Source organism: Clostridia bacterium (assembly GCA_012840125.1).
Taxonomy (GTDB): domain Bacteria; phylum Bacillota; class DULZ01; order DULZ01; family DULZ01; genus DULZ01.
The window spans coordinates 78,168-95,830 of sequence record DULZ01000022.1 but is presented as its reverse complement, the minus strand read 5'-3'; the positions used below and the strand labels follow the sequence as shown (position 1 = coordinate 95,830).

The following is a 17,663-nucleotide window of genomic DNA, read 5'->3' as shown; positions in this document are numbered from 1 at the left end:
GCGGGTCAGACCCTGGTGCTTGATAATCCCCTCCATAATCTGCCGCCCAACGGTCATGGTCGGGTTTAAAGAAGTCATCGGGTCCTGGAAGATCATCCCGATCTGGTTGCCGCGGATTTCTTCCATTTGCCTTTCTGAGGCGTAAGCCAAATCCTGCCCAGCAAAAAGGATGCTGCCGTCCACAATCCTCCCGGGCGGATCAGGGATGAGCCGCATGATGGACTGGGCGGTAACGCTCTTGCCGCAGCCGGACTCCCCTACCAGAGCCACCGCCTCCCCCGCTTCCAAAGCGAAAGTAGCGCCCCGTACCGCTTGTACTTCGCCGGCATGAGTAAAAAATGATACTCTGAGGTTATTCACTTCCAGCAAATTCTTGGCCATGGGTTCACCTCCTACTTCCGCGTGCGGGGATCCAGGGCGTCCCGCAGCCCATCGCCGAACAGGTTGAAAGCTAGAATGGTTAAACTGATAAACAGGGCAGGGAAGAAGAGCTGCCAGGGGTAAGACCTTAAAGCCTTGGCCCCGTCACTGGCCAGGGTTCCCCAGCTGGCAAAGGGCGCCGATACCCCTAGGCCCAAAAAACTTAACCAAGCTTCCGTAAAGATAGCTTCGGGAATTGTCAAAGTCAGGTAAACTAACATGGGTCCCATGATATTGGGAATCACATGCCTGATCAGGATCCGCATCTGGCTTGCGCCCAAGGCCTTGGCCGCCAGGACATAATCCTGTTCTTTCAAGCTCAAGATCTGCCCCCGCACCAACCGGGCCATGGGGATCCAGTAAATGATACTCATGGCGATTAAGATGGTGATGAAATTGCTCCCTTTAAGCTGGAAAACTTCGTTCATAACCACCATCAGCAAGATCACGTACAGGACGAAAGGAACGCCGGAAATAATCTCGATCACCCGCATCATGATCTCGTCGACCCAGCCGCCGGCCAGCCCGGCAATCCCGCCGTAAAAAACGCCGATCAACAGCACGATGAACGCAATCACAAATCCTACCGCCAGGGACATGCGCGCTCCCAACCAAACCCTGGTGAACAAATCGCGGCCCAAAGTATCGGAACCGAACCAGAACTGGCTGCCGGGCGGGGTGTTCTTCAATTCCAAAAACTGATCCGAATAGCTGTATTCGTTGAGATACGGTCCGATAATCGCCATTATGACCAAGAGACCGATGAAAACCAAGCTGCCCATGGCTACTTTATTGGCCTTCAGGCGGCGCCAAACATCCTGCCAGTAGGTAGTACTGGGGCGAGCGATGATTTCCGCTTCCTTCCGGTCTTGTACTACTCTTTTAAACATCTCGGGTGATATCATGGACACATCGCTCACTCCTTTCCACCGCTGATTTTCACTCGAGGATCGATGAGGGCATAGCTTAAGTCAACCAACAGGTTCATGGTCATGAGGAAAATACTGTAGAAGATGGTCAGACCCATGATCACCGTATAGTCCCGGTTAAACACGCTGTTGACGAAGTAACGGCCCAGACCGGGAATGGCAAAGATATGCTCCACCACAAAGCTTCCGGTAAAAATGCCGGCCACCATCGGGCCCAAGTAGGTGATGATGGGCATCAGGGCGTTACGGATGGCATGCCGGTAGATAATCACCCGGTTCTTTAATCCCTTCGCCCTGGCGGTCCTGATATAGTCCTCTTGCAGTACCTCCAGCATATTGGAACGCATCAGCCTGGTAATAGTAGCCGTCGGCAAGGCCGCCAGCGAAATGGCCGGGAGGATGGTCTGCTGCCAGGTACCCCACATGGCCGGCACCACCCAGCCTAGTTTATAGGAAAAGACATACTGCAAGAGTGCCGCCAGCACAAAACTGGGCACGGAAAAACCTAATGTGGCCAAGATCACAGCCATGTGGTCCTGCCAGCGATTCTGCTTCAAAGCCGAAAGAACACCCAAGCTGAGGCCCACGGACACAGCCAAGCACAAGGAAACGGCCCCCAAGGTGGCAGACACCGGGAAGCTGTCCTTAATGATATCGTTCACCGTCCGGTTGGGGTATTTAAAAGAAGGCCCCAAATCCCCCTTCAGCACCCCGGATAAGTAATCGGTAAATTGCTTGTGCAGGGGATCGTTAAAGCCGTATTTTTCCTCGATATTTTTGAGAATGGACGGCGGCAGCTGCTTTTCACTGTCGAAAGGCCCGCCGGGTATGATTTTCATGCCAAAAAAGGTAAAGGTGGTGATAAACAAAAGCGCCATGAACATGGTAAAGAATCTACGGCAAAAAAAACGCAGCACTGCTGTTTTGACCCCCTTTCCAGCAAAATAGTCCTAAGGGCCGCTACCGGTTACTCCGGGTGCGCGGGATAACTTGAGGAGGCGGAGCCTACCCAAACGGGTTAGCTCCGCCTGAAGTACCGTCTAACCTATTTTTCCACGTAAGCCCAACGGAATTCTTGGTAACCGCCCACCATGGGGACGACAACGCCTTTGACCCAGGGTTTGTACATGTTCACGTTGGTATAGAAGTAAATCGGTAATACCGGCATTTCTTCCATGAGAATCGCTTCCGCATCATGCATTGCCTTGACCCGGGCTTCCGGATCGGGATTCATTTTTGCTTCCCTGATCAGGGCATCGTACTCGGGGCTGCCCCAGTTGGTCTGGTTGTTGCCGTTACCGGTGGTCCACATATCCAGGAAGGTCATGGCGTCGGTGTAGTCAGCGGCCCAACCGGCCCTGGCCACTTGGTAATCCCCGGTCTTACGGGAGTTCAGGTAAACGCCCCATTCCTGGTTGGTCAGGGAGATGTTTTCTACACCCAGGTTTTTCTTCCACATTTCCATGATGGCTTCGGCAATTTTCTGGTGTGCTTCGTTGGTATTGTACAGGATCTTGATTTCAGGCAGCCCTTTGCCGTCCGGATAACCGGCTTCGGCCAGGAGGCGCTTCGCTTCTTCTAAATCTTCTTTGAAGTAGTCGCCGCCTACTTCCCGGAAGTCATCGCCGGGTTTGGCATCGGGAATACCGTAAGGCACCATGGCAAAAGCGGGCATTTGGCTGGCTTGAGTGACGTTGTCAATCAAAGCCTGGCGGTCAATAGCCATGGCAAAGGCCTTCCTCACCCTGGGATCGTTAAAGGGTTCTTTTTCCACGTTAAACATATAGTAGTAGACGGATAAATCGGGGAATAACTGTGCGGTACCCTCCGACAGCAACCGCGGGATTTCTTCAATGGGCGGGTTTTCGGCAATGTCGATTTGCCCTGCGTCAAACATGGCCAATTCTGTTGTCTCGGATTCAACCATGGTGAAGACCAAGCGATCGATTTTCACGTCATCGGCAGCCCAGTAATTGGGGTTTTTCACCATTTCAAATTTCTGGTGGTGTTCCCAGTTCACCGGCATGAAAGGCCCGTTGCAAATCAAGGTTTCCATAGCGCCGGCCCAGTTTTCCGGATCCGCTTCCACAGTGGCTTTATGAACCGGATACAAGTTGGGGAAAGCGGTCAGACTGAGGAAGTAAGGGGTGGGACTTTCCAAAACGACTTGCAAGGTCTTCTCATCCAGTGCTTTGACGCCTACTTGGTCGGCAGTTACCTCACCTGCATTGAACGCTTCACCGTTCTTCACATAGAAGAGCTGATAGCAGTACTCAGCAGCCGTGGCGGGTTCCAACAGCCTGATCCAAGCGTACTCAAAATCATAGGCCGTCACCGGATCGCCGTTGGACCATTTCGCGTCTCTGAGGTAGAAAGTATAGGTTAAACCGTCATCGGAAATCTCCCATCTCTCGGCCATACCCGGGATGGGCTGGTTGTTCGCATCTAAACGGGTTAAACCTTCGTACAGAGCCATCTGGATGGTGGCTTCCGGTTTACCGGTGGCCTTGGCCAGGTCCAGGGTTTCCGGCTCCGTACCTAAGTTGTAAGTAATAACCGCCTCCGCTGTTTCACCGCCGCCTTGCTGGTTGTTGGAGCCTTGGCCACCACAACCGGCCAGCAGGAAACTGATCATTACCAAAAGTGATACTACCAAACTTATTTTTCTGTTTTTTAACATGAGTTCCCCCTCCTGATTTTCATTCCATCCTTAAAACAAGCATACGACCAAAAAAAAACACCGCCGCCCTGCTTATCCACCCCCTTGCTACAGAATTCTCATGATCTAACATGGATTTCCTGCGCTGGAAATAAGAAGGCGATTGGCTGAGAAAAAGGAAAACCCCGCCGCCTGTGGGGGGTATTTTCAGCCATTATCAGTACCATTATAGAATCAATTTGGGTCTTATTCAATGTGCAAAAACTGGGTATTAATGACATCTTTTTGATGTTTCAGCAAATACATATTTCAGATTAATTCGTAAACACTAGAATTAGGAGGTGTCTCGATTTATGACCCAACCATTAACCCAGAAAGAAAGAATGTTGCTGGAAGATCAAAAGAAGCATGAGGAGATCTGTATCCAAAAATACCAAACTTACGCCGCCCAAGTGCAGGATCCTCAACTAAAACAGCTGCTCAACAGTTATGCCGAACAAGAACGGCAGCACCTAAACACCATTAACCAACTGCTGGCGGGGCAGGTTCCTCCCGTGAACCAATCGCAGCAACAACCCCAATCCCAGCCCCAGCCGCAAACAGCCGCTTTTAACCAAGCCCGGCCGCAGGATGCGGCCCTGCTGACGGACCTCTTGATGACGGAAAAATACGTCTCCGGTGCTTATAATACGGCTATCTTTGAGTTTACCTGCCCGCAAAGACGGGCCATCCTCAATCACATTCAAAAAGAAGAGCAGCAGCACGGCGAAGGACTGTTCCAGTACATGCAGGCCCACGGCATGTACCAGCCGCAGTAATCTCTTGCCATAAAAAAAGGAGGGCTTCCGAATCACTTACCTCGCTTCGGAACCCTCATTTTTATTAGAGAGGGGTGAAACCCATGTCCTCAAGTTTTACATCAAGTCGATGACTACTTGCTTATTGCCTCCCTCTACCGTCACCGGCATGTCATGGCAGATTTCACAATTCATACTTACCGTCTGCGGCAGCTCGGAGCCTTCGCTGGCTGTTTCCAGCTTGAAGTTGGGGTTATGACACTGGAAGCAGCCGTCATGCCCTAAATTGTCCTCGTAGGTTTCCCAGGTCACGTTCATATTCGGGAAATTGATCTGGCCCGCCATTTCTGCCACGACGGCAGGAAGCTCCTCGATTTTCTCCTGCTCCGCTTCATAAACATGAGGATACTTGTCTTGATAGAACTTGACAATCCCGGCAAAGAGCTCCGGCCAACGGGCCGGGTCGGTATCCTTGGTTTGCTCCAGCAGTCTTACCACTTCCCGTTTTACATAGGGCAGGGAGGCATCAAGTTTCCCTTCCAGCAAGTACTTGTCGGCAATGGAGGAAGGAGTATCGATCTGGTGCGCCACCCGGTTATGGCAGTCCACGCAGTCCATCTTCTTGTAAGTGACCGGGTCCCCGGCGCCTTCCTTGCGATAAATCCCGGTAGTCCCGTCGGTTTTTTCCACTTCAATGGAAACGATTTGGCCTTCTGCATCTTTACCATAGACGATGGAGTTTTCTACGTGCCAGTGGATCCCTTCCACTTGACTCCCGTCACCGACTTTCAGCAGGATAGCGGTGGTCTTCCTGGTGTTGTTCCGGTCATCCTCGAACCAATCGGTGACCTTGACCATTTCCCGCCTGAAAGCTTTGGTATAATGACAGCTTTCACACGATTGGGTAACAGGAACGTTGTGGCGAATACGAATGGGCCTTTCATATGTGCCCGTGAGATTTTTAACTATCTGGCTCGCATCGGTGGCCTTCTTGAGCAGCATCGTGGGGGCAAAGCCAACCCCCAGGTGGCAATCGGTACACCGTACCTCGGCATGAGCCGATGTCTGGTGACTCCTGGTGACCGATTCCATGGTATGGCAGGAGATGCAGAAGTCAGGCCTGCCGGAATAGTCCCAAGTTGACCCGGCAAGAATGAGGATTAAGAAACCACCTATGATAATGCCAGAAACTTTCAGCACCGTCATCCATTTCTGTGACATGGCATATTGCACCTCCTATTCAATTAATTAAATCCACCCAGCACCCCTACTAAAATGGTTACGATGGTGACAACGGCGGCAAATCCCATCGCCAGGAATACTGATACAAAGGCCGTAGAAAACAGGTAGGAAAAACCGGTAGCAAGAAAGCGATACAGCCCGCGTCCTTCGAAAACATCCTCCCGGGCGCAAGCGACAGTGTCCATACCGCAAGTTACTTCTTGGCTTACCAGTTCAGGCCGGAGCGACATGTGAAAACCCTCCCTTTTTCAGAATATTAATATTCTGAAGATTCCGATTCAGAAGATTCTGATTCTTAATTTTCCGATTCTTAATCTTCTGAATCGTCTTACTATTAGTATATGGCATGAAGGGGAAACTTTCAATAACCTGGCTAAAAATATTTTCCCAAACAAAGGCTCGCCCTTCCCCTCCGCACGGGAGAAGCAAGGGCGAGCCCTGTCCTCCTGCCGCCGTCACCGGCTGTTTAAGGCCTCGTCGATAATCCGGTAAAACTGGGCAAATTCAAAAGGTTTGGGCAAGTAATAATCAAATCCAGCCGCCAGGATTTTGTCCCCGTCACCTTTCATGGCCTGGGCCGTGATGGCGATTAACGGCGGCACCTTGGCCCCGTATTCCATCCGCAACTGGGCGGCATAGCTCAAGCCATCCTGTCCCGGCAGTTGGATATCCAGGAAAATGAGATCAGGTAAACCCGCGGCCACCACTTGCCTGGCTTCTTCCACATCATAGGCTTTCAGCACTGTCCAACCCTTAGCCAGCAGCAACTCCTCGATGAGCTCCATGTTCAGCGGGTTATCTTCCACCACCAGAGCTGTGCGCTGCATACTACCGCTCATTCTTTCCCACGATCCTCTCTACGGTAGTGCGGAAGGCTTCACGGCCGAATTGGCTCTTCCGCGCCACATATTCCACTCGCTGTTCCAAAAGGTTTTTCTCCCGGGGCGTCAAGGATTTGGAGGTCAGCACTACCACCGGGATGTCCTTCAAAGCCGGATCCTTTTCCTTCTCCTCTAAGAAGGCAAAACCGTCAAGACCGGGCATGATCAAATCCAAGAAGATAATATCGGGCAGGATCTGTTTCGCCACCCTGAGCCCTTCCCTGGGATCCGGGGCCAGGAAGACATCGACACCCATTCCCACCAGGTAGTCATTAAACAACTCCAAGGCTTTCGTGTCATCATCCACCACCAGGGCTTTGCTCCGCTTGCCGGCTTCCCGGTTCACCACCTTTTGGACACAGCTGATCAGGCGGCCCCGTTCCACCGGCTTGGTCAGGTAATCCATGGCGCCCAAAGCCAGCCCTTTCTCCCTTTCTTCCAGAATCGAGACGACGATGACGGGAATGTGAGCCGTGGTCGCCTTGGACTTTAAGGATGCCAGTGTCTCCCAACCGTTCATGCCGGGCAGGAGAATATCCAGCACCACCAGGTCCGGTTTTAATTGTTCGATCATACCCAATCCCTCTTCCCCGGTGGGTACGATGAAGGAGTTATAGCCCATATCCTTTAGGTACTCGGCCAGCAGTTCCGCACACTTGGCGTCATCTTCGATGACCACGGCTTTCCTGCGCTTGTCAAGGGATAACCTGGCTTCGGGTTGTGCCGCCGGGAAAGGGTCCTCTTGCTCCGCCGCGGGACTCACGCTGCTTAGTTCCTGCGCCCGGCTTGGTTTGGTGGCAGGCAGCAGTACTTTGAAAACGGTGCTCTTGCCTTCTGCGTCCTCAATCCAGATACGCCCGCCTGCCAGCTCCACCATCTTCTTCACTAAAGCCAGCCCCAGGCCGGAACCCTGCTGGGACCTGGTCAGGTAGTTATCCACCTGGTAGAAGGGCTCGAAGACCGCCTCTCTCTTATCCCGGGGAATGCCGATGCCCGTATCCCAAACGGTAATCAGCATGTCTTCGCCCTCCCGGGCCACTTGTACCCCAACCTGCCCACCGGCGGGAGTGAACTTAATGGCGTTGTTGATTAAGTTATACAAGACCTGCTTGATCTTGCGCTCATCGCCGGTGAACCGGTCAAAGCCGGGTTCCACTTCCAAGGACAGTTTAAGCTGGTTCTGCACGGCTTTTTCCCTTAAAAGATTGACCGCGCTGCCGAAAACCTGGGCCACGTCGATGGGCCCGTATTCCCATTCCAATTTGCCCGCCTCAACACGGGTGATATCCAGGATATCGTTAATCAAGGACAGCAGGTGCCGCCCGGCGGTGAGGATGTTAGAGACATATCGTTGCTGGCGCTCGTTCAGGGGACCGAAAGTTTCCGTTTCCAACAACTCCGCAAATCCCAAAACGGCGTTTAGGGGAGTGCGCAGTTCATGGGACATGGTGGCCAGGAACTCAGTCTTGCTCCGGTTGGCTTGTTCCAATTGGGTTAAGGTATTGCGCAGCTCGGTTACGTCTTTAAAGATTTGCAGGATTTCCGTCACTTCACCTTGATCATTATACAAAGGTGTCGCGCTTAACAAGATGGGGACAAACCGGCCGTCCTTGTGTTGAATGAACAACTCCCTGCCCCGGCTGGGAACCTTGGTGCTGCGAATGACACAGTTGGCACAGTCATCGGTACCGCATAGTCGATTGAAGTCTTTGTCGCGGTGACAAAAGATGTCGCAGCAGCTGCGGCCGATGGCTTCCTTGGCATCATAGCCGGTAATTTCTTCCGCGCCTTGATTGAAGAGACGGATATCTCCCTCCAAGCCTAGAATAACGATGCCGTCCGCCGAACTGTTCAGGATGGAATCCTTGTACCGCAATTCCTTGTTGAGGGCCCTGGTGCGGTTGCCAAGCTCCCAGGTCATGCGCTTCAAATCATCCAGCTGCCGCACCCGGTCGATGACGATGCCCAACTGGGCGGCAAAGAACTCTACCACCGTCAGCTGCTCTTCGGTAACTTCTTCCCTGAATGCAAAAGCCAGGACGCCGAATAGATGGGGCGTGCCGACGGGATAGAAGGCCATTTTCACCGGGCGGATTTTGGTGAAGCCCAGGGAAAGCTCCACCTCGGGTCTTTCCACAAAGATCGGTTTGTGCCGCTGGGCCGCCTCGCCGACGGGACCCACGCCCAGGGGAATCCGCTCTTCTCCTTCGGCGGGGAAAGCATAAGAAGCCGTCAACACCAGCTCATCGGTAAAACTGTCATAGCGATAATAGGCGGCACTGCCGATGGCCTGGTGTTCCCCGAATAAATCTAATGAACCGTTGAGCAGTTCCTCTTCCGTAAATACGGAATTCCAGAAGGGGTACAGCCTCCGCCTGGCGTTATCCATATCGATGATCTGGGTGGCTTTAGTCACCGCCCGGAGAATGTTGTCCGGCTCATCTTCCCCCGGGTTGGTGAACAGCCCGGCCCGGGACAGGATGGCCAGGGATTGGCTTAAGGGCTCCACAATCCTGTGATGGATTAACTGGTACATTCTGAGGTAGAGCCAGCACAGGAGGGCGATAATCAAGAAGAGGCCGGGCAATGCAACGGCGGCAATGACTTTCGTTCTGGTCCGCTCCAGCTGCCCGATGTAATTGGTGAGATGATAGCCGAATTCGCCCAGGGCCGCATGCAGTTCCTCCGACGAGATAACCACATCGTTAAAGGAACCTGCATTTAGGGCGTGGTGCAAGGCTTCATGGACGGCAACCACCTTTTCGTAATAGGTGCTGATTTCATAGTTGGGCGGCTCGATGCCCATTAACACTTGATTGAATTCACATTCCCGGTAGTCCGGCATGGACGCTACCGATTCCGGGTGGGCGCTGTAGGCCCTCACATACTCGGAGTGGTATTGAAAAGTCTTGACCACATTGCTTAATTGCTGGTGCTGCAAATCTATTTGACGGCTCAAATAGTAATTATAAATGAAAGACCCAAGTATAATCAGGCAAATAACCACCAAGGAAACACCGATGGCCAGCAGCTGTTGTTTGAACCTTTGGTACAGCAATAGTGGTCCCCCCTGCCCACTTATTTAAATCATTACTTTATTCTTGCCTGCCAACTTGGCCCGGTAAAGAGCCTCATCTGCCTTTTGCAACAGAGCAGATGGGGAATCAGCCGGTGTCACCGCCACGCCGATGCTGACCGTCACCTTACCGTTAGGTTGGTATTCGCGCTGGGGAAAAGGATAAGAGCTAATGGCCTCGCGGATCCTTTCCGCCACTTTCAAAGCCTGCGCCTCCGTTACGTCCCACAGCAGGGCCACAAATTCTTCCCCGCCGTAACGGGCGGCAATGTCATCCCCCCGCACCATGGAGCGGATAATCTGCGCCACTTCACGCAGCACTTGATCCCCGGCCAAATGCCCGTTGCGATCATTGTAGAATTTAAAATCGTCCACATCCAACATCAGCACGGCAATGGGAATATTATGCTCCTTCGCTAAATGGAACCGGTGTTTTAAATTGTCTACAAAATAGCGGTGGTTGTACAGGCCGGTCAACCCGTCCTGTTCCGCCAAAACGCTCATCTGTTTAAGATTGCACAACAGCACCTCTTGTTTCTGCTTGCCGCCGATTAAAGCTTTGACTCTCGCTTTTAACTCGGCGATATGAAACGGTTTGAGCAGGTAATCGCTGGCGCCCAGCTCAAAGGCTTGCAGTTTAGCGCGCAAATCTTCATTGACTGAAAAGACCAAGACCGGAATTGTTTCGTAGAAAGGGTTTTGCTTGATTTCGCGAAGTAAGGTAAGACCGTTCCCGTCCGGCAAGAAAACATCCAGGATAATCAAGTCAAACTTCCGCTGGGACAAGACACTCTCCGTTTCGCTCACGCTGGAAGTATGGACCACGTCGCCGAACTCGCCGATGCTGTCCATCACCACGCCGGCGGTCAACAAATCATCTTCTACCAATAGAATCGTCACCGGAGTAGGACCGGATTCCGGGAGGGCAACTTCGCGGCGAGGATAGTACCTGCTTTTCACGGCAAAGAATTCGATCACCATCCGCAGGTCTTTCGGACTCCAATTCTGGCCCACAATCCCCATGACACCCCATTCCGCCGCGTATTCCACGGCCTCTTCCTCTTCGGTGGCCAGCAAAACGGGTTTGTTCCTGATCGCCAGGAAGAGTTCGCCCAAATCGCCGAAGAGGAAATCCAAGCAAACAATGATTAAATCAAAGTCTCTGGCGTCCTTCAGATTGTGCAAAAGACAGACATCGTACCCTGCCAGCAAGAGATTGCGATATAATGGTGTGGCGCTTACGTTGTCCGGGTACAGCCCTAAACTGATCTTAGCCACGTTGATCACCCGTTTGCCCCTATTAATACTACTTTACGAGGGATATCTTGAAATGGTGTACTCTGACTTTTCGTGAAAAATAAGCAAAATCCTGCCCTATTAACAATACCAGGTAATAAATCATTATACTATTTATTTTACCAAAATTTTCAGAAAAAAGCATAGCTTGCAAAAGAAAAACCACTTTTTCGCGCAAAAGTGGTTTATAAAGCGAGATTGCAGGGTAGTAGACCCTGCAATACATGTAGGTAATGGTGGACGAGATGGGACTTGAACCCACGACCCCCTGAATGCCATTCAGGTACTCTCCCAACTGAGCTACTCGCCCACGTATATGGTTTTGCCTGCGTGAGACATCATTAATTATAGCACATTATCACGGAAATGCAAGAGGTTGAAAAAATTTCTTTTGCCCCCGGGGCCCGGTGCACTCAGGGAACAATTTATAATTTATATAACAAAAAGGGATTAGGATAAAGCGCGTATAATTATAATAGCTTAGTAACACCTAGGAGGGCCGATAAATGAGCGACAACACTCACCGCTACATACCATTGGAATTAGCCAACCAAATTGTAGACCTGCTCCACTCCGCCACCGGCTACCCCATCCATGTCATGGGCGAAGGGGGAAAAATCATCGCTACCACCGCCAAGGAACGCCTGGGCAACTATCACCCTGTCGCGGCTGACATCCTGTCCGGCAAAATGGATTCCGCCGTCGTCACCGAAGAAATGGCCGCCAAGAACCCTCTTTTGCGTCCCGGGTGGAACTTTCCCATTATCGTAGGAGGCAAACGAGTCGGTGTCGTATCCTGCACAGGAGATCCCGAAGTGGTAAAACCTATCTGCCTCATCGGGGCCAAATACGCCGAGGCTAATTACGCCAAAACCCTGCATGAGCAGGCAGCCAGGGCCGTCACTAATGACGTGGCCGCCAAAATCCAAGCCGTATCCTCCAATTTAGAGGACCTGGCCTCGGCGGCACAAGAAATCGCCGCCACCGCCAAATCCATGGAAGAAGTTGCCCTGGCGGCAGAAGAAAAGCTGAGCAAGATCGGGAAGGTCCTGGATTTCATTAACAACATCGCTAACCAAACCAATATCTTGGGCCTTAACGCCTCCATAGAAGCCGCGCGGGCCGGTGCCGCCGGGAGGGCCTTTTCCGTGGTGGCGGAAGAGATCAGGAAGCTGGCTAGGGACAGCGCCCGTTCCACCTCCGAAATCACTTCCATTTTAACAGAGATCACGCAAGTGATTACGGAAATCAGCGGCGGCTTGCAGCAAAACGCTAAAACCACGGAAGCACAATCCCACAACCTGCAGCTCATCACCCAGCATATTGATGAAATCAACCGCCTCATTGCCGGTTTAATCTCCTAGCACCGGCAAAAAAAAGGACTGCTTGCATAAAAGCAGCCCTTTCTCATTTACAACTGCTTGGCGTCCTTTAGGTCCCCGCCCAACATGAGGACGGATTGCTGCAGCAGCTGTACCACGTAAACGGGGTTGTGAATACCCCTGCTGCCGTCATTCATCACCAGGTAATAGTTCCAGGCAGCATGATACAGGTCCGGTGACACTTCACTCATTTCATTGCCGTCTTTATCGGTAAAGACGATCTGCCCGTGACCGGTGGAGAAAGTACCCCCGTCCAGTTCCGCTTCGATGGTGTCATGCAAGAGCTTCAGTAAACCGTCTACTTCCTCCTGGAAACCTTCGATGGAGCCGTCCCCGTCATAGTCAGCTTTCGCCTTCATGTTGATGTCGCTGATGCCCTGGTGACAGGATTGGCAAGGCTTCACATCGGCTTTAAAGGTATGGCTGGGATAGCCCCCGCCTAAATCGGCCATGTGACAGCCAAAGCAAGTGTCTTTGACCGCCGTATGGGGAGACGAGCTGTAAGTAACTCCTTCCACATGATAGCCGTTGGTACCAATCACAATATCTGCTTCCGCGGAAGAGTGAGGGGCAGGTCGGTTCTCCGGATCCGGGGTTTTGCGGGCATTGTGGCAATCCATGCAAAGAGCACCGCCCCCATCCCTGACTTCCCCCGCCGGCAGTGTTACCAGACCAGAGGCCCAGACCTCTTTACCATGACCGCTGTGGCAAGTATCACAATCCTGTCCCACCGGTTCATCCACATTCAACTCATCCGCGGAGGTAACCTGCTTGACATAAGCCTGGCCATTATGGCATCTCATGCATTCATCTCGTTTGGCCGGCGAATTCTCCTCCTGGGCATTGGTCGCCACCGCATGGGCGCTCTTGGACCATTCCTCCCGGATGGCCTGGGTATGGTCTTCCTGCTGCTGCTCTTCCGTTTGCTGCTGCTCTTCTCGGATCTCATTCGCCGCTTGCCGGCAGCCCACAGTTAAGGGGATCAAGAGCACTAATACAAAAAACAAGAGCCATAGTTTCCTGCGCATAAAAATAATAAATGCCTCCTTTCCATTGCATTGCATACCTTACTTTTCTTTAGTATGAATGAATGAGGAGGCCTTTATACTAATTTCAGCTATTTACTTAAGATGCCGAAGCGTTCGAAGGGATAGAAACGCAGGATGGCTTTCCCTTTGACGTTTTCTATGGGCACAAATCCCCAGGCCCGGCTGTCACTGGAATTATTCCGGTTGTCCCCCAGTACGAAGAACTGTCCTTCCGGCACCACCACCGGCCCGTAGCTCCCTTCCATGGGTTCCGCGAGATAGATTTCTTCCACCGCTTCCCCGTTGATGAACAGCATCCCGTCCCTGATTTCCACTTCATCACCGGGCAGGCCGAGGACGCGCTTGATGTAGTCGTCCCTGGTATGGGCTTGGGGCGGCGGGGCGAAGATAATAACATCCTGCCTTTCGATGCCCTTCATTTTATAAAATATCTTGTCCACAAAGACCCGGTCGTTAACCCGCAAAGTAGGCACCATGGATTCGGAATTGATATACCTGGCTTCCGCCACAAAGGTTCTAATGGTCAGCGCCAGGACCACGGCCACGATTAATGGTAGAATCCAGTCGCGCCATATACTCTTAGACCGCACCCGCAAAACCTCCTTAGGCTGCTAGCAAACTTTTCCTTTAAAATTGTAATACTTTTTGCCCCGTCAAGCAATTAGGCAAATGATCGTATCTTCTCCGCCAGTGCGGTATACCTGAGGGTCGTTTTGTTGTTGGCGATAGCCCTGGCCAGCGCGCGCCTGGTGCCCACCAGTACCACTTTCTCTTTGGCCCGGGTAATGGCGGTATATAGCAGATTCCTGGCCAGCATGATGTAATGCTGGGTGCTGACCGGCATGATCACAACGGGCACTTCTCCCCCCTGGGCTTTGTGCACCGTCATGCAGTAGGCCAGGGACAACTCCTCTAAAATCTCATCCCTGGTATAGGGCACCATTTCCCCCCGTATTTCCACCAGCACTTCCAAATCCAGTCCCGCTTCCGGATCGGGCAAGACTATCTCTCTAATGAAGCCCACATCCCCGTTGAAGACTTGTTTCTGGTAATTATTCTTGAGCTGCATCACCCGGTCCCCTTCCCGGTACACCTCCTGTCCCACTTGCACTTGCCTGGCCTGGGGATGGGGCGGGTTTAATGCTTCCTGCAAAATCCGGTTCAGGGCTTTGGTACCGATGGGCCCCTTGTGCATGGGGGACAGCACCTGCAGGTCCTTGAGACCGTACCCCAGTTCCAGAAACTTCAAGGCCGCCTTCTTAATGATGAGGGCGATAGCCTCCGGATCGTCATGCTCTAGAAAATAGAAGTCTCCTTTGCCGGGGTCAATGATCAAGCTTTCCCCCCGGTTGACCCGGTGGGCGTTGCTGACAATCTGGCTGGAAGCCGCTTGCCGGAAAATGTGGCTGAGCCGCACAGTGGGGACCCCGGCTGCAATCAAATCCTGGAGGACGTTACCCGGTCCCACACTGGGCAGCTGGTCCGCATCGCCCACCAGCAGCACCCGGGTTTTCACCGGGTCTACGGCGTCAAACAGCATGGCTGCCAGGGAAATATCCAGCATGGACACCTCATCCACCACCAGCAGATCGCAGTCCAAGGGGTTGGAGGCATCATGCTCCAGGCCTTCGCCCGGGCGAATCCCCAGGAGCCGGTGGATGGTGCCCGCCTCCTCCCCGGTCACCTCCGCCAGGTTCTGGCTGGCCCGACCGGTGGGGCTGGCGAGGATTACTTTAGCGTCTTCCTGCAGCATGCGCAGCACCGTAATGACCGCGTTGACGGTTAACGTCTTGCCCGTCCCGGGGCCGCCGGTCAGGATGCAAAGCCCCGTTTCCATCACCGCCCGCACCGCGGCTATCTGCTCCTCCGCCAGGGCGAGGCCGGTTTCCGCTTCATATAGTTCCACGCACTCCAGGACTTTTTCCGGCGACGCCGTGGGCTTGGGATAGCACAGCCTTTTGACCTGCCGGGCTACTCTTTCCTCCGCCTCATAGAGGCGCCGCAGGTACACTCTATCCCCCTCTCCCGCCAGTTCCCGGTTAAACAGCAGCACCTCCAGTGCCTCCCGGTGTTTGTGCCGCAAAGTCTCATCTCTTTGGTTGAGGAGAGACTGCATCCGCGTCAACAGCTCCTCCCTGGGCAAGAAACAATGACCTTGTCCTTCCGCCTCCATCAGCAGGTGCTTTAAAGCCGCTTGCAGCCTGATGGCGGCATCGGCCGGGATCCCCAGGTTCTTAGCAATAAGGTCCGCCCGGAAAAAGCCGATGGAAGTAATCTCCGCCAGTAAATAAGGATTCTCCTTGACGGCACTCACAGCGCTAAAGCCCCACGCTTGATAGGCTTTTACCACCATATTGGCGGTCAGCCCGTAGGGCAGCAGCGCGGACAATACATACTGGAGTTCCAGGTTGTTGGCCAGGGTTTGGTAGATTTCCGCCGCCAGCTCCTCACTAATCCCCTGCACCCCCGCCAGGGCGCCGGGCCCTTGTTCCACGATGACTTTCAGGCATTCTTCCCCTAATGCCTCGACGATGGCGGCGGCTCTTTTCTCACCCACGTGTTTGACATGGGAAACCAGGTAATCGATCAGCTGCTCCCGGCCGGAAGGCAGCAGCACTTCAAACCGTTCCACTTGGAGCTGATCCCCGTATTTAGGATGAGTCTTCGGCGTGCCCCAGATGCGGAGCTCCTGCTCTTTCTGGACCCCGCAAAGGGCACCGACAATGGTGATGGTCTCCTCACCGGTCTTGAAACGAGCCACGGTGAAGGTGCCGTCCTCGGATTGATAGACGATATGTTTTACGGTACCGGTCAGAACAGTTGCTTCCATGCCTTCCACCTCCGGCCACAGCTCTTGCTGCAACATATAAAAATTCGCAGCGGGCACCCATGAATCCTGCCCCACCAACTCCCGGAGCATACCAGCCACCTTCTTGACAAAAAAAAGCCCACCTCATGGCGGGCTCAGTTTTTCGGTGCCGGCTCAACTAGCCGCGGTAATACCGGTTCAAGATGCCCTCCAGCATCCGGGCATGCCGTGCTTCATCTTTAGCGGATTCATTGAAATAGTCCCGGGCCGTTTCCAATCCCAGAGCCGCCGCTTTGTCGGCGGCTTCTTTTTTCCCTTTATTGGCAAAGGTTTCCCCCTCGAGCATTTCTTTTAGATTCTCCCACAGGTTATCTTGAATCATGCCGTTCAACTCGGCAAAGCGGGCCGCATGCTCTGCTTCTTCCCAAGCAATGGTTTTTAGCACTTCGGCGATTTCGGGATAGCCTTCCCGCTGGGCCAGCCTGGCCATGGCCAGGTACAGACCGGCTTCAGTGGTTTCACCGGTAAAGTTTTGCTTGACCACCCTTTCCAGCTCCGTGCCCTTGGTTTCACCGGTGACGTTTTCCACCGTCAATTCTCTTTTCTCCATCCAAATAACCCCCTTGTTTGTTCCTTTTTTATTTCTTTTTGTCTTGAAATGCCTTCAGCACTTTGGCCGCCAATTCGGGATTGACGTTCTGCAGTTCACTTAAGTACTTGACGTTGCTGCCCCCGTATTCCTGGGGCTCCCCGACCAAAATCACTTCCAGGGCCGACCGGACGATGTTGACGATGCAGTCCTCATCATGGTAGACATGGCAGTTGCGGCACTGGTTTAACAAGAAACCCACAAAGTCGATGATGCTCTGCTCCTGGTATACTTTAACATCCCCGTAGGGAAGACCGGTCAAACCGTTAGGAATGAAATCATCGTTGTTCTTCAAGGCGGTCATTAAATTCTTCTTGCAATACCCGATCAGGCACCCGTCATGCTCACATTCGTCACATTGCAGGCAGCATTTTTCAATTTCTCCAATCAAACCTTCGTAATCAATCCCTTTGGACACCGGTACCAGGACCTCCTTTCCACGATATATTTTATCAATAATAATTATTATTATCA

General features: G+C 52.7%; 16 protein-coding genes and 1 tRNA gene. 2 read left to right on the top strand and 15 right to left on the bottom strand.

Going from position 1 to position 17,663, the window contains the following annotated elements:
• The 4 genes from GXX34_02360 to GXX34_02345 form a co-directional block, all read right to left on the bottom strand.
• Positions 1-381: ABC transporter ATP-binding protein (locus GXX34_02360; protein ID HHW06371.1), on the bottom strand; the 381-nt coding region annotated here is incomplete at its 3' end.
• An 11-nt stretch (positions 382-392) separates the two neighbouring features.
• Positions 393-1,331: an ABC transporter permease gene (locus GXX34_02355; protein ID HHW06370.1), complete on the bottom strand. Its 939-nt coding sequence runs from the start codon at positions 1,329-1,331 to the stop codon at positions 393-395.
• Positions 1,332-1,336: 5 nt separating this feature from the next.
• A complete protein-coding gene (locus GXX34_02350; GenBank protein ID HHW06369.1) occupies positions 1,337-2,266 on the bottom strand; it encodes an ABC transporter permease in 930 nt (309 codons plus the stop codon).
• Between the two features lie 128 nt (positions 2,267-2,394).
• Positions 2,395-4,029, bottom strand: a complete 1,635-nt coding sequence (locus tag GXX34_02345) for a peptide ABC transporter substrate-binding protein (protein ID HHW06368.1) — start codon at positions 4,027-4,029, stop codon at positions 2,395-2,397.
• 332 nt (positions 4,030-4,361) lie between these two features.
• Between GXX34_02345 and GXX34_02340 the strand changes: the two genes are divergently transcribed.
• Positions 4,362-4,826, top strand: coding sequence for a spore coat protein (locus GXX34_02340; protein ID HHW06367.1), 465 nt, complete (start codon positions 4,362-4,364; stop codon positions 4,824-4,826).
• 96 nt (positions 4,827-4,922) lie between these two features.
• Here GXX34_02340 and GXX34_02335 read toward each other — a convergent pair whose 3' ends face one another.
• The 6 genes from GXX34_02335 to GXX34_02310 form a co-directional block, all read right to left on the bottom strand.
• Positions 4,923-6,026 (bottom strand): hypothetical protein, encoded by a 1,104-nt coding sequence (locus GXX34_02335; GenBank protein ID HHW06366.1) that lies wholly within the window; start codon positions 6,024-6,026, stop codon positions 4,923-4,925.
• A 23-nt stretch (positions 6,027-6,049) separates the two neighbouring features.
• Positions 6,050-6,277 carry a hypothetical protein gene (locus tag GXX34_02330; protein HHW06365.1) on the bottom strand — a complete coding sequence of 76 codons (228 nt, stop codon included), beginning with the start codon at positions 6,275-6,277 and terminating at the stop codon, positions 6,050-6,052.
• Between the two features lie 225 nt (positions 6,278-6,502).
• A complete protein-coding gene (locus GXX34_02325) occupies positions 6,503-6,874 on the bottom strand; it encodes a response regulator (protein ID HHW06364.1) in 372 nt (123 codons plus the stop codon).
• A gap of 1 nt (position 6,875) precedes the next feature.
• The gene (locus GXX34_02320) at positions 6,876-9,986 is read right to left on the bottom strand and encodes a response regulator (GenBank protein ID HHW06363.1); all 3,111 of its coding nucleotides are present in this window, start codon (positions 9,984-9,986) and stop codon (positions 6,876-6,878) included.
• A gap of 24 nt (positions 9,987-10,010) precedes the next feature.
• Positions 10,011-11,282, bottom strand: a complete 1,272-nt coding sequence (locus tag GXX34_02315) for a diguanylate cyclase (GenBank protein HHW06362.1) — start codon at positions 11,280-11,282, stop codon at positions 10,011-10,013.
• Positions 11,283-11,534: 252 nt separating this feature from the next.
• Positions 11,535-11,610, bottom strand: a tRNA-Ala gene (locus GXX34_02310).
• A 196-nt stretch (positions 11,611-11,806) separates the two neighbouring features.
• On the opposite strand from GXX34_02310, the gene GXX34_02305 reads away from it, so the two are divergent.
• Complete coding sequence (locus GXX34_02305) at positions 11,807-12,664, top strand: chemotaxis protein (protein HHW06361.1); 858 nt, start codon at positions 11,807-11,809, stop codon at positions 12,662-12,664.
• 47 nt (positions 12,665-12,711) lie between these two features.
• On the opposite strand, the gene GXX34_02300 is transcribed toward GXX34_02305, so the two are convergent.
• The 5 genes from GXX34_02300 to GXX34_02280 all read right to left on the bottom strand — a co-directional run bounded on the left by GXX34_02300 (position 12,712) and on the right by GXX34_02280 (position 17,607).
• Positions 12,712-13,710, bottom strand: coding sequence for an ammonia-forming cytochrome c nitrite reductase subunit c552 (locus tag GXX34_02300; protein HHW06360.1), 999 nt, complete (start codon positions 13,708-13,710; stop codon positions 12,712-12,714).
• 89 nt (positions 13,711-13,799) lie between these two features.
• Positions 13,800-14,327 carry a signal peptidase I gene (lepB, locus tag GXX34_02295; protein HHW06359.1) on the bottom strand — a complete coding sequence of 176 codons (528 nt, stop codon included), beginning with the start codon at positions 14,325-14,327 and terminating at the stop codon, positions 13,800-13,802.
• Between the two features lie 65 nt (positions 14,328-14,392).
• Positions 14,393-16,561 carry an ATP-dependent RecD-like DNA helicase gene (locus tag GXX34_02290; GenBank protein HHW06358.1) on the bottom strand — a complete coding sequence of 723 codons (2,169 nt, stop codon included), beginning with the start codon at positions 16,559-16,561 and terminating at the stop codon, positions 14,393-14,395.
• Between the two features lie 157 nt (positions 16,562-16,718).
• Positions 16,719-17,150 carry a rubrerythrin family protein gene (locus tag GXX34_02285; protein ID HHW06357.1) on the bottom strand — a complete coding sequence of 144 codons (432 nt, stop codon included), beginning with the start codon at positions 17,148-17,150 and terminating at the stop codon, positions 16,719-16,721.
• A 28-nt stretch (positions 17,151-17,178) separates the two neighbouring features.
• Complete coding sequence (locus tag GXX34_02280; protein HHW06356.1) at positions 17,179-17,607, bottom strand: hypothetical protein; 429 nt, start codon at positions 17,605-17,607, stop codon at positions 17,179-17,181.
• Between the last annotated feature and the right edge of the window lie 56 nt (positions 17,608-17,663).